General features: G+C 65.2%; 8 protein-coding genes. 4 read left to right on the plus strand and 4 right to left on the minus strand.

What is annotated here, in order from left to right:
* Window positions 1-12: 12 nt before the first annotated feature.
* Together IPL75_18725 and IPL75_18730 are read left to right on the plus strand one after the other, a co-directional pair.
* A complete protein-coding gene (locus tag IPL75_18725; protein MBK9242231.1) occupies window positions 13-969 on the plus strand; it encodes a hypothetical protein in 957 nt (318 codons plus the stop codon).
* Window positions 966-1889: a hypothetical protein gene (locus IPL75_18730; protein ID MBK9242232.1), complete on the plus strand. Its 924-nt coding sequence runs from the start codon at window positions 966-968 to the stop codon at window positions 1887-1889. Before IPL75_18725 ends, IPL75_18730 begins: the two co-directional genes overlap by 4 nt.
* Window positions 1890-1916: 27 nt before the next feature.
* Here IPL75_18730 and IPL75_18735 read toward each other — a convergent pair whose 3' ends face one another.
* Complete coding sequence (locus IPL75_18735) at window positions 1917-4475, minus strand: hypothetical protein (protein MBK9242233.1); 2559 nt, start codon at window positions 4473-4475, stop codon at window positions 1917-1919.
* A 141-nt stretch (window positions 4476-4616) separates the two neighbouring features.
* On the opposite strand from IPL75_18735, the gene IPL75_18740 reads away from it, so the two are divergent.
* Window positions 4617-5786: a DUF2029 domain-containing protein gene (locus tag IPL75_18740; GenBank protein ID MBK9242234.1), complete on the plus strand. Its 1170-nt coding sequence runs from the start codon at window positions 4617-4619 to the stop codon at window positions 5784-5786.
* A 120-nt stretch (window positions 5787-5906) separates the two neighbouring features.
* Here IPL75_18740 and IPL75_18745 read toward each other — a convergent pair whose 3' ends face one another.
* The 3 genes from IPL75_18745 to IPL75_18755 form a co-directional block, all read right to left on the minus strand.
* On the minus strand, window positions 5907-8573 hold the full coding sequence (locus IPL75_18745) for a PD40 domain-containing protein (GenBank protein ID MBK9242235.1): 2667 nt from the start codon (window positions 8571-8573) through the stop codon (window positions 5907-5909).
* 222 nt (window positions 8574-8795) lie between these two features.
* A complete protein-coding gene (locus tag IPL75_18750) occupies window positions 8796-10301 on the minus strand; it encodes a VWA domain-containing protein (protein ID MBK9242236.1) in 1506 nt (501 codons plus the stop codon).
* Window positions 10302-10335: 34 nt separating this feature from the next.
* Window positions 10336-11250, minus strand: coding sequence for a carboxypeptidase regulatory-like domain-containing protein (locus IPL75_18755; GenBank protein ID MBK9242237.1), 915 nt, complete (start codon window positions 11248-11250; stop codon window positions 10336-10338).
* A gap of 58 nt (window positions 11251-11308) precedes the next feature.
* Between IPL75_18755 and IPL75_18760 the strand changes: the two genes are divergently transcribed.
* On the plus strand, window positions 11309-13069 hold the full coding sequence (locus IPL75_18760) for a hypothetical protein (GenBank protein ID MBK9242238.1): 1761 nt from the start codon (window positions 11309-11311) through the stop codon (window positions 13067-13069).

The raw sequence follows: 13069 nt of genomic DNA on the forward strand, positions 1-13069 counted from the left end.
TACACTCCTCGCGTGGGAACGGGCACGAGCCGACGTCACCGAGTCGTGCTTGCCAGCGTGCTGTTGGCTGCCAGTGCAGCCTGTGGCTCGACGTCGAGTCCGACCTCCCCCACTCCACCGGTACCGGTGCCGCCCGCGGTCAACCCTCTGACCCAGAGTGGGACGTGGACGATGTATCTGACGATCGATTCGTGTGTCAGCTCACGGTCGGGGTGCCCAACCGGCGTCACCGGGGACCTGATCGAGATGACGCTTCGGACGGGCACTCTGGGCCAGTCACTCGCCGGGGTACTTCAGTCGCAGACCGCGTGGATCCCTAGTTTTCCCGTCGCGGTCACTGGTCAGTTGCAGCCCGACGGAGCCGTGCGTTACACCGGCTCGTACCAGTCCGAGTCTCCGACCTTTAGCTTCCGTGCGCTGGAGGTGCAAGAGCTCGTGGTGCGCCCGGACACTACCGCAGGCCTTGCCGGCACTCTTCAGATCCGTGAGACGACCCAGTCCGAGGTGAACACCGTGAAGGCCACGGTCCGGTCGGCCTCGCGCCAGCCATTCGCGGACACGCCAAGAATTTTTCAAGGAGCGTTCGAGGGGTTCGGGACCCTGCGATCGTGCGAGGGCACCTGTCCCAATCGGACCCTTGGATCGCGCGTCACGTTAGTGCTGAATCTGAATCAGACCGGCAACGCAGTGGACGGGGTGTACGGCACGATGAACGTGTCAGGGCCCGTCAACGGCAGCGCGATCAGCCTGACCGGGGAGTGGCTGGGCGCCCTCGATGAGATTGGCCTTGGCACAACCCTCTCACGGCTCGAATCGTTCACTGGATCGCTCGATTCAATCGGTCGCCTCACCGGAACGATGCGCGTATACAGCGAAGGCGTTTACAACTCCGGACGTGGCGCAGTCACCGTCAAGTCGCCCTTTACGGAACGGCTGACCATCGAACTGACAATGGTGATTCGCCAATGATGAAACGACGAATCTGGCTGGCGCTGATGATCGCTGCGGCGGCATGCTCCAAGTCGCCGACGCAACCGACTGCGCCTCCTGCGGCCACCAATCCACCCACGGTGGTGACGGCAATCGTGGAGCAGTGGCGGGGGCTGTTCGACATCACCAGCTGCACCGGACAGGGCGGCGACTGCACGGGACCGAAGACAGCCGAGTTCATGCTCACGTTGACAGGGGCCGGGTTCGGCCTCGAGGGTGTGCTGGTGCTGCTCGACAAAGAGCGCACCACGGTCAACGTCTCAGCGCCTGCCGCGACTGGCACACCCGCCTTTACCGCAGAAGGGTACAGCGTGGCGACAAACAGCACCTACCCCGTGCGGACCGCCGTGTCGGCGATTGACCTGCGGTTCGACGCCGCCACAGGCCTCACCGGTTCGATGACGTACACCAACACCACCTTCCGCAGCTTCAGCCGTACGGTCAAGTTCAGGTCGGCGGTGCGCCAGACTCCGGCCGAGCGGCCGGGCGCCTTCCATGGAACATGGGAGGGCTACTATCGAACGCTCTCCTGCACGGGTGAATGCCAGATTGGTGGAGGTGGATACAATTTCCCGACGGGCGGAATCCTCGCGATGGCGTTTTCAGCGACGGGCGCAGAGTTCATCGGCTCGGTGATGTCGCACGCGGTCGCGGGTACGGTGCAGGCCGGCGAGTTGCAGGGGACCGGGGCGGCGCTGACCGCCGACCTGTGTCAGCAGTGTTGGGACTGCTCGGGCGTGTGCCAGAGCGCCGTGCGCACCATCAGCGCACGCGTGGACACGCTTGGACGAATGACCGGGACATTCGAGTACTCGCGCAAGGGCGTGACCGGTAACAAGGACGAGCACTTTCGGCAGACCATGATCGTCGAAATGGTCAGTGTGACGCGCCGCTGGTAAGTCCGCCACAGGACGCGCGACGCGGCTTCAGCGCCGGCCGAGTCGCAGAATCGTCAGCGAATACGGCGGCAGCGTGCGTGTGAAGGTGGCGCCAAGCCCGGTCACGGTCGTGGTGACAGGCACGATCTTCCGCGGCTCCTCAAACGAATTCTCGTCCGTCGGATTCGCCGACGTGATCGTGGTCAGGGTCCCGGTCGCCGCAATGGCTGCCGCGCCGAAATCAAACGTCATCGCGGCCGCATCCGGCCCGGTGTTGATGGCCTTCACGATGACCTCGCCGGTGCGATCATCGCGGCCCGCGATGGCCAGTACGGTATCGATGCGCGGATACGTCGCCTCGTTGATCAGCACGTTGTCCACGTAACCACGCACCGTGCGGCCCCGCACCTCGAGGCGCAAGTCGTACCAACGGCCCGTCTCGATCCGATGCCGGACCGCGCGGCCGACGATGGCGTCGCTGGCCTGGATGGCAGATTGTGTGTTCCCCCACCCGGCGACGTTCCATTGCACGCGACGGCCGTCCACCTCACCACCCATCACGAGGAAACCTTCGGCGCCAGAGATCTTGCGCGCCTTCAGCGAGATCGTCGTGTTCGCCGCACTCGATCCCGTCAGGTACGAAAACGCCACTTCATTCGCGCTCTGGCGATACGCCCCTTCCGTGACCTGCCACGTGCCGCGCGACCCCTGGCCACGGCCCGTCACCGGCGACCATGGCGCAGGCGCGCCGGCAAAATTCGACTGGTGCACCACTTTGCCATCGCGCTCGACGCGGACGTCCTGGAACTCGGCTGCCGTGTTCCAGGTGCCGAGGCCGACCGGGCCGTCGATCGCCTTGTCTCCCACCGGGGCGTACGCCACCGTCGCCGGCAACGAGACCGACGGCAGATTCTCGGCAAACAACTTCTGTACGAAGTAGGTCGCGCGCGCAAACACGCGGCTGCTGTCGAAGTGGATCATGTTCACTTCCCAGTCGCGGTGATTGACGTTCTCAAGCAGCGGCGCGTAGCTCGCCATCTTCACCAGATCGGTGTTCTTCTCGACGCTCATCATGTAGGCCGCGTCGTTGATGGCGGCAATCCAGTTGCCACGCCCGACGCCGGCGTTGGTCGCGAACTCGCCGATGTATAGATCCCAGCCCTCACGTTTGTAACTGGCGAAGCTGTCGAAATTTTCGATCGCCCAGTTCACCGGCTTGTAGGCGTGTTCGTCGATGATGTCGATGGGCCCCACTGCGTCGATGGCACGGCGGTCGAGGCCGGCGATCCATGAACTGAGCACGACCGGCATCTGCGGATACCGCGCCTTGATGGCCTTGTAGAACTGCGCCACGCGCTGGCCGTACCGTGCGCCCTGCTGCTCATTCCCGATCTCGATGTACTTCAGGGGGAATGGCGCCGGATGGCCGTGCTTCGCGCGCATCGCACCCCAGGTGCTGCTGACCGGTCCAATCGCGTACTCAATCGCGTCGAGCGTGTCTTCGATCAGCGCCGGCACCTCCGCATCGTCCAGGAAGGTACCGCTGCGGAAGGAACATGAGACGCCAACGTTGACCACCCAAAGTGCGTCGGCGCCCACGTCCTCGGCGAACTGCAGGAACTCGTGGTAGCCGAAGCCATCGGTGCTCCAGTAACCCCACGGGCTGTAGGTGCCAGGGCGCTGCTCGATGGGACCGAGCGATCGCTTCCACTGCGGCCGGCTTTCCACCGTGATGCCTTCGGCGAAGCAGCCGCCGGGGCCACGGATGAAACCCGGCTTCATGTCCGCGATGACCTGCGCGAGGTCGGGGCGTGCCCCATTGGGGCGATTCTTGAAGGTCTTCTCGGGGAACAACGACACCATGTCGAGCCACACGCGGCCCGGTGTGTCGAATCGCAGCGCGAGGCGGCCCGAGGCTTCGCTGCCCTCCGCCGTAAGGCGCACTTCGTGCTTCTGCCAGTTGCCGACAGGAATGGTCACCGGCCGCTGGGCCAGTGTTCGGCCGTTGGCCGACTGCAGCAGGGCCGTCACGGTCATCGGACGTTCGGCGCGCGCAAAAAAGCTGAGGCGATACCCATCGCCCTGGACAAACCTCATCCCCCAGTGACCGGCGTTGACGAGACGCGCGCCGGCTGCCGTGGTGTCCACCTGAAGTGAATGTGGTGTGGCGTCGTTGAGTGGACGCTCCACCGACAGGCCGATGGTAGCCGTGGCGCCGGTGGCCGGCTCAATCGTCCATGCGGGATGCGGGTTGGTTTCATCCCAGCGGAGGCGCCAGTTACTCGGTTGGCCGGTATCAAAGTGTGCGGTGCGAGGTGGCACGATGAAACTGCCCTCGCGGACGCAGGCGGGCGGAAGGTTCGCATCCTCGAAGCCCCGGTTACGCACCAACTCTGCGTACAGGCCGCCATCACCGGCGTGATTAATCTCCTCGTAGAAGATGCCGTAAAGCGTTGGCGGGATGGCCGCGCCGTCTTTGTTCACATCTACTGTGATCCGGCCTGTGCCAACTGGGCGCTGCGGTGTCTGTGCCACCAGGGTGAAGCCGGCCGCGGCAAGTGCCGCCGCGGTGAGGACGCCAGGAACCAACGACTGGATTTTGAACACGAGGCATTGTAACCACAGCCATCGCAGTGTCGCGGCCTTGAGGCCCAGGCCGCGCTACGGTCCGGCGATCGCCATCGCGGGGCCGGCGGTGTCTACATCCCTGTAGCCGGGTCTGAAGACCCGGCGAATTTCAGGGGTACCATGACGCAGATGCTCAACTCCGGCAGTGGCCACGGCCTCTTTGCAGCGCTGCGCCCATTGCTGCTGCCGGTGTTGCTGATCGCGCTGGCCCTGACCGCGTACAACACGCGCATCAGCCGCGAGATGGTGGACTTCGAGGTCTACCGCACGGCAGGCCGCCGCGCGATGGCCGCCGAGCCGCTGTATCAGGCTGCCGACGGACACTACACATTCAAGTACCTGCCGGCGTTTGCGGTCGCCATGGCGCCGATGGCCATCCTTGGGCATGATTCGTCGCGCGTCGCCTGGTTTGCGCTGTCGTGTGCGTGCCTCATCCTCTTGCTGCGCTGGTCGGTGGTGGCGCTCCCTGAACGACGCTGGTCTGAGCGCTCCCTCATCGTGGTCACGCTGATCCTGTTGGCGAAGTTCTACATGCACGAACTGGTGCTGGGCCAATCCAACCTGCTGTTGGGCATCGTGCTTGTTGCGGGTCTCGGCGCGTTGCAGCTGGAAGCACCGCGACTGGCCGCCGGCTGTTTCGCGGTGGCGATCTTCATCAAGCCGTATGCAGTGATTCTGCTGCCGTGGATGCTCGTGTCGTATGGCGTGGCGCCGGGTCTGGTGGCCGGCGCGGTCATCCTCGCCGGCCTGCTGCTGCCGGCCGTGCTCTACGGATGGGCCGGCAACCTGGCGCTGCTCGGCGAGTGGTGGCACATCGTGACCAGTTCGACGGCGCCGAATCTACTCGGCGGCGACAACGTGTCGCTGGCATCGATGTGGGCGAAGTGGATCGGTCCTGGAACGCTGGCCACTGTATTGGCTGCAACGTCGGTGATCCTGCTTCTCGCGGTCGCGGCCACCATGTGGCGGCAGCGCAAGCGAGTGCTGGAGCCCGACTATACGGAGTTTGCGTTCCTGCTGTTGCTCATTCCGCTCATCTCGCCGCAGGGATGGGACTACGTGTTGCTGCTCGGCACTCCTGCGGTGGTGTGCGTGATCGACCGATGGCGCGAACTGCTTCTGCCCTGGCGCGTGGCCAGCGGCGCCGCGCTCGCTGTGATGGGCTTTTCGATGTTCGATCTCATGGGCCGCGCGGCCTACGGCCAGTTCATGGCGTGGTCAGTGGTGACGGTCTGCGCCATCGTCGTGGCCGCCACCCTGGCGCAGATCCGGCTTCGGGCGCTGGCGTGAAGGACATGCCGGGTCTGACCAGCCTGCGCCAAGGCGACGGCGGTCCGCCGAAGCTTCAGCGAAGGCGGAAGACCCGGCCTCCGAAAACAAGACCCGGTACCCGAAGAGGTAGACCAGGGGCTATTTCTTAGCGGCTTGGGGCGCGGCCACTTTCCAGATATTCGCTTCCACCTGCTGCGCGCCGTAATAGATGGTTCGGCCGTCGGGCGAGGCGACGATCGTAAAGTCGCCGTCAGGCGGCAGCGGTAGCTTCACATCCACGCGACGACTCTTGAGCGTGACGATGTTCTGGATCATCAGATCGCTATCGGGCGTGATGTACAGCACGCGTGTGTGATCGGGCATCCAGGCCAGTTCCCCGCCCCCGACATCATTGAGGCGCGTCACCGTGCCCGCGGCCAGGCTGTACAGCCCGTTGCCGGCGAACCCCCCGGACGGAGTCACGAGATAACCAACCAGCCAGCGGCCATCCCGAGACCAGTTGGTGGGAGCGAACAGGTTCCCGGCCACCACTGGGGACTTGATGAGAACCGCGGTCTCGCGCGTCAGGGGACCGGGCATCGCACCGAGCAGCCAGCTCCCGCCCATCAAAGTTGCCAGCAGCTGCCGCCCGTCGGGCGACACGGCCGTGTAATTCACCTCGCCCATCGGCCCGGTGAGCCGGGTTCGGCCACCCCCATCGCGGCGAATCAGCCACCCGGAGTACGGCCCTTCCTTGTTGGAATAAAACGCCAACGCCCCATCCGGCGTGAACCGTGGAAACCGATCGCGTGCCGCGTCATCGGTGACGCGCGACAACTCGGTTCCGTCCGACCGCATCACGAACAGGTCCTCTCGACGCTCGCGCAGGTTTCCGAGGGCGAGCCACTGGCCGTCGGCCGAGACATCATGCGGCGCAAGAATCCCGGTGCGGCGCTGCAGCATGGTCACGCTCCCGGCCCGCTCGGTGGCCGGGTCAAACGCGATGGCCGCAGGGTTCACCGACGTCACCATCGATCTGAAGATCAGCGACGCGCCATCCGCCGTCAGATGGGGCAGGTCCATGGACACGTCCACACCCACCGCCACGGGCTCCGGAGCGCCGGTGGCTTGCCCCGATGCTTCGTCGATGCCCATGCGCCAGATCCCCATCGACCCGCCGCGGTCACTCGCAAAGTAGAGATAGCGACCGTCGGGCGACCACACCGGCGCCCAGTCCGCGGCCGCGTCGTCGGTCACCGGCACACGAAGCCCGCCGGCGGCCGGAATGGACGCGAGATCGCGCTGGCCGTCCACGGTCTGCCAGAACGCGATGCGCTGCCCGGACGGCGACCATGCCGGCTGGATGGCATCGCCGTCGTCGATCTTCACCGGCGCGCCGCCGTTGAGGTCCACCGTCCACAACGGACTGACGCCATTGCGGGAGTACACGCTGCCCACTTCCTCGGCGCTGAAGACGATGCGCGTGCCGTCGGGCGACCAGGCAGCATTTGCGCCGAAGTCGGTGAGCCGGCGTGCGGATTCACCGGTGGCGCCCACGATGAAAATGCCGCCGCGCCCACCGCCTTCATTAAAGGCAATCTGCTTGCCGTCAGGCGAAAACGCCGGCCACACTTCATGGCGAGCAGGGTCGCCGGCCACAAGCGCGGGGTTCCTGCCGCCCACGCGTTGCACGTAGATGTCGGCCGTTCCCCGCGAGTTGCTCGAGTACGCAAACGACCCGCCGTCTGGAGAAACCGACGGACTGTTTTCCACGCCGGAGGCGTCGGTCAGCTGCGTGAACTCCGCCCAGGTGCCCTGCGGTACGTGCGACGTCCGGCCGGCCCACCACGCGCCAAACAACGCCGCGGCCACCACAACAGCCGCAACGGCTCTGGTGATCAGGCGGCGCGAGGTGGGTGCGGGCGCTGACGCGGTCGCGCCGGGGACCGCCATCGACGTGCCGCTGTCGGCCGCGCCAGCGAGTGTCTTCGCAATCTCCACACGCGCCTCGCCGATGTCGCGCAGCCGGCCGCGCGCGTCACGATCGAGGCAGCGCTCCAACAGGCGACGGATGCGCGGCGGCGTGGCAGGCGGCAGCGCCGTCCAATCAATGTCCTGACGCAGTACAGCGGCGAGCACGTCGGATATTTCGCCGCCTTCGAAGACACGGCGGCCCGTCAGCATTTCGTACAGCACGATGCCAAAGGCCCAGATGTCGGCGCGCCGGTCGACGTTTTTGCCGCGGGCCTGCTCGGGCGACATGTAGGCGGCCGTGCCGATGACCATCCCCATCTGCGTGGCGTGGGCTGTGAGTGTGGGCGAATTGGCCGCGTTCGTGCCGGACGCGCCGGCGGGATCGACGGCCTTCGCCAATCCGAAGTCCAGCACCTTGACGGCGCCGTCCTGGCGCACCTTGATGTTCGCCGGCTTGAGGTCGCGGTGAATGATGCCCAGGTCGTGCGCGGCCTCCAGCGCCTCGGCAATCTGCCTCGCCATCTGCAACGCATCGTCGAGGGGCACGGGGCCGCGGGCGATGATCTCGGACAGGTCCTGCCCGTCCACCAGCTCCATGACGAGCGCGCGTACGCCGTCCGACTCCTCGACGCCGTAGATCTGCGCGATGTTCGGGTGATTGAGCGACGCCAGGGTCTGCGCTTCGCGCGTGAATCGCGCCAGTCGCTCCGCATCATGGGCGAACAGCTCTGGCAGCACCTTGATCGCGGCTTCGCGATTCAGTTTGGTATCGCGGGCGCGATAGACCTCACCCATTCCGCCTGCGCCAAGTTTGGCCACGATCTGATACGGCCCAAGTTGCCGGCCGATCATTAGCGTGGCCTCTGGTTGGCTTCGGCGAGACCTCGCCATAGCTGCGACCGCAGGGAGCGTTCAGCGGCGGCGGGGCCGCCTGCGCCGAGTGGAGCGATAATTTCGTACGCGCCCAACCGGGCTCCGGGATTAAGTGACATGCAACCGCCCGCGCATCATATCGCGGACGCGCGATGAAGATCCTCGGCCTTGAGGAACAGGCCGAGCTACGGACCGCCACGCCTACCTGCGGAGCGTCACCTGGATGGGGATGTGGAGCCAGCCGCGAGTGCCTGTGGCGGCGCTTGTGACGAGCACTCGAATCGTCGAGCGGCCGCGAGGAATTTCCAGGCGTATGTCTATGGGCACGCCGCCTGGAGGAACCGGAGTTGTTGCCGGCACCTGGGCCGTCTCCTCACCTGATGCCCTGACCTCTGCGTCGGCGTCGATGGCAATCCATCGGACAGTGAGCTGGTCGCCCTTCTGGGCCAGCACCGGAGGGTCATCGTAGCGAACCCGCAACGCCAGCTTCACATTCCCCGGAGCGCCGGCCGCGAGTTCGACCACCGCATCACCCACCAACTTCAAGTCGCCGCCCGGCATGCCCTGACTCAACGCGTCGTCTTCCGAAAACGGCCCGGTCGCTTTCGAGACCGGCTCGGCCACGTATCCCTGCCGCGAGCGCACTCGAGCGCCGGGGATCCGTACGCGAATATCCAGCTCGTGGAACTTGCCATCCGGGTTGTACGGTTCGGGGCGGATGCCGAGCACGTAGTAATCGTTGTTGTCGGACAGCAGCGTTCGCGCGGCGTTCCGGCCATCCCAGCTGTCGGTGAAAGCCCGTCCGCCTGTGTTCTCAGCGAGGGTCTTCATGCCTTGCTTGTCGAAGAACACCGCCTGATTGACGGCCTTCCGTCGCTCGGGCGTCTGCTGCTCCATGGGCCCCTCGAGCGCCAGTTCAGGCGCCATCAGCCCGCGGGGATCCATCGTGTAGACGGGAATGTTCATCTGCGCCGCTCGCCTGAGCTCCCCGAGCATCGTCGTGAACTCGAGATCCAGCGTGGGGTCATTCGGAATCGTCAACTCGGAATCCAGCGCGCGGCCTTTTGGATTCGCGTGGAGGAACGGCGGCTTCTCACTGACGTACACGATCACGCGTCGGGTGTGCCGACTGCCGTGCATGGATCGGATGACGTTCCGGAACCATAGCTCTGCCCGGCCTGCAGAAAAGCCAGCGGCCGCTTCAGTGACCCGGTTGAACGACCGGGCGATCAGCGCGGGGTCGGACGTGAAGTCCACGCCAAGATCCGAACGGGTCTGGTAACTCACGGCCACGAGATCTTCCGGCGACAGGGTATTCAGGAACTCCGTCAGCACACGCTTGGTCTGCACGATGTACGCCCCGGAGATGGAGCCGATCATGAAGACAAACGTCCGTCCTCCCGCGGTGGCGCCGAAGTTCGAGAACTCCCGTGGCTGCGGGGCTGGAGGGTTGTCCAACGAAAAATTGCGGCGCTCTGACCGAACCAGGACGTGCTCGAACTCGCTGACCTGCTGTTGCACGCCCTGCGCTTTCACAATGAAGTCTGCCGGCGTCAGTCCGTGAATGCGCCGATCGTTCTTGTCGGTGACGATCACGTCGGCACGAACGAGAATCGACGACGTTCGGAAGACTGGCTGCTGGGACGGGGCCTGGGCCCATGCCACCAACGACGCCAGGAACAGGCATAGGCTGGACCGCATTGTCATCGCTCCCTGAAGGTCAAGTCTAAGCCCCAGACCCCTACTTCGCGGCACGCACGATCAGCGTCACTTCGTTCTGTACGCCAGGCCTCACTTCGTGGACGGCCACGCTGGTTTCATAGCCGCGGACCCGGCACGTGACGCGATAGGTCCCAATGCGCACGCCCTCAAAATCGAATCGACCACGTGCATCCGCCACGGCTCCAAACGCCGTCAGGCCGGATCGCGGGTCCACCGGCTGAAAAAGGACCGACGCGTCGGGAATGGACGCGCCGAACACGTCAAACACCCGCCCGCGCACCTGGCCCTGCGGCGGTCCCGGCTTCGTTCGGCCGGCCAGGGACGCCGCCGTTGGATCGATCGCGACCTGCCACGTCAGCGCTGACGGATCCTGTCCGGCGCGCTTGAGCACCTGTTCGCCGTAACCGAACACATCAAGGACTACGTGGTCCGCGGTTGCCAGCGAGAAGCAGGGATCTGGCCGCCCCGTCGGCAGCACCTCGTAGCTCCGCGCACGGCCACCGTCACGTGCGACGGTCAGGTACGCCGTTGGCAGCTGATCGCCGCTCCGGGTCCTGAACTCGCCCGTCGCAGGGAAGGACTTCACACACTCGACAATCGGAGCGGCCATCATCACAAGTGCGACATCTGCGGTGCGGGCCACCGGGACCTCGACGTTCGAGATGGTCAGGTGGAAACCGAACAGATGAGTTGCAACCCGGTACGGCCCGGGTGGAATGCCGTCGAACCGGAAGCGGCCGGACTCATCGGACAACACCTCCAGTTCCACCTGTCCCGCAACCGGCTTCGACGAGCGCACCGTCACGAACGCGCCCGGAATCGGCGCGCCGCTCTCATCGACCGTCCTGCCAGCGATCTGTCCTGGTGTGGCCTGCGCCCCCGCACCAGCGGGCACCAGCAACAGGGCGAGCGCGATTGCGTGACTCAGGGCCATCCGCCAACTTTACTGCGTTGTTTGTTATCCTGCTGCCACCGTTTTCCAGGATGTGCCTATGCGACTGACTTTCGACTACTCCATCGTCAGTGCTCTGGAGACTGCGCGAGCGCAGCAGGACCCCGCCGTGCCCGATGTCGCGTTCCTCAAGAACGATTTCGCCGGGTCGCTGCAGTCGTTCTTCGCCACGATCGAGCGGGCGGTCGGAGCCAACCCGGTGCCGATGGTGCGACTGAAGGAGCTGTCGGCCAAGGCTCAGCTTGGCACCCTGACCGAGGCCGAGACGCAGGAGCTTCAGGGCATCAAGGTGCAAGCACTGCGCCAGGGCCGGGCCGTGGCCACGGTGATCGGGTTCTTCCTGAAGTTCAGAGCGTTCGACATGCTCGCAGAGGTGCGCAAGGCCGGCAAGCTCTTCCAGCCGGTGTTCGGGCCGGTACTCGTGGTGGAAGGCAACGCGGTGCGCGACGTGTTTCGGCGCGACCAGGAGTTTACGGTCGATCCGTACGGCGTCGAGATGAAGAAGGTGATGTCGCCGGCGTACAACGGCGGCTTCGATACGTTCATCCTGAGCACGGACAACGACCCGGTGTACGAACCAGACAAGCGCCTGCTCACAGCAGTGTGCACACGCGAAGATGCGCAGCTCATCACCACGTTGGTGCACGAAGAGTGCATGCGGCGCGTCGAGGCGGCGGTTGCGGCCGCGCGGTCGGCCGGCGGGAGGCCGACGATTGATGTGGTGCAGGCGCTGGCGCGTTTCGTGCCGGTGACACTCGGGCATCGGTACCTCGGCGTGCCCGTCGCGGCACAGCCCGGTGTGTTTGAGCTGACACCGGAGATGTTGAAGTACTACGGCACAGCTATCGAGGGCCAGGCCGAGACCGCACTGAGCAAGACGGACGGCGTCATCCCGGATGAGGCGGTGATGTACGGCTGGATCAAAGCGGCCTTCCAGCACTTCTTCAACAACGTCCAGAAGGACCCCGTGGTGCAGGCTCAGGGCCTGCGGGCGTGCCGGCAACTGCTTGCCTACTTGTTGCGGGAAGTGGGCATCCAGCGTAAGCGGATCATCGATGGGCTCCCGGTGGAGGACACGATGCTCACGCGCCTTGTCCGATTCCAACTCGGGAAATCCACGCCGACGGCAAAGCGCCCGTTTGATCTCGATCCCCGCCTGGTCAGCGACTTGCGCATCGCCGAGAACGTCATGGGCACCATCGTCGGTGCCGTGGCAGGACAGGAGGAATCCACCTGCCGCGTGGTTGATGCACTGCTTCGACTGAAAGAAGGCGAATACCCTCCGCCGGCGACGCCTGGTGCACGTGCCGGCACGTTTGCGGAGGCCGCGCAGATGGCGCGCAACATCGTGGATGGCACGGACGTGAAAGAGAGCCGTGCAACACTCCACCAATATTGCCTGGAGGCGTTGCGCCTTCGTCCGCAAGGTGAAGTCCTGCTGCGCCGATGCGCGACGGATGGTGCCCGCATTGCGGAGGGCCGTCCAATGTCGGCCGGCACGCTGATATTTGCTTCGCACGGGTCGGCAATGAAAGACGTGCCCGACCCGGACAGCTTTGTCCTTGACCGTCCGCGCGAACACTATCTGCAGTACGGCTGGAGCCGGCATGCCTGCCTGGGTCAACATGTGTCGCCGGTCATCATCGTTGAGTCGCTGATTGCGCTGCTGAGCCTGCAGGACCTGACGCGCCCGGAGCCTCGCGCCGGAGAAACGGCATTTCCCTTCGAGCGGCGTTTCGGCCATCTGCAGTTCGACGACCAGAACCTCTACGCCACCACGTTCACGCTGGCTTTTTCGTAA

It is taken from the genome of Acidobacteriota bacterium, from assembly GCA_016716905.1.
In the GTDB taxonomy this organism is placed as follows: Bacteria; Acidobacteriota; Vicinamibacteria; order Vicinamibacterales; family SCN-69-37; genus SYFT01.

Coding starts and splice junctions, on each gene's coding strand:
- IPL75_18730 (MBK9242232.1), top strand. CDS start 966: ATGATGAAACGACGAATCTGGCTGGCGCTGATGATCGCTGCGGCGGCA.
- IPL75_18740 (MBK9242234.1), top strand. CDS start 4,617: ATGACGCAGATGCTCAACTCCGGCAGTGGCCACGGCCTCTTTGCAGCG.
- IPL75_18745 (MBK9242235.1), bottom strand. CDS start 8,573: ATGATCGGCCGGCAACTTGGGCCGTATCAGATCGTGGCCAAACTTGGC.
- IPL75_18750 (MBK9242236.1), bottom strand. CDS start 10,301: ATGACAATGCGGTCCAGCCTATGCCTGTTCCTGGCGTCGTTGGTGGCA.
- IPL75_18755 (MBK9242237.1), bottom strand. CDS start 11,250: ATGGCCCTGAGTCACGCAATCGCGCTCGCCCTGTTGCTGGTGCCCGCT.
- IPL75_18760 (MBK9242238.1), top strand. CDS start 11,309: ATGCGACTGACTTTCGACTACTCCATCGTCAGTGCTCTGGAGACTGCG.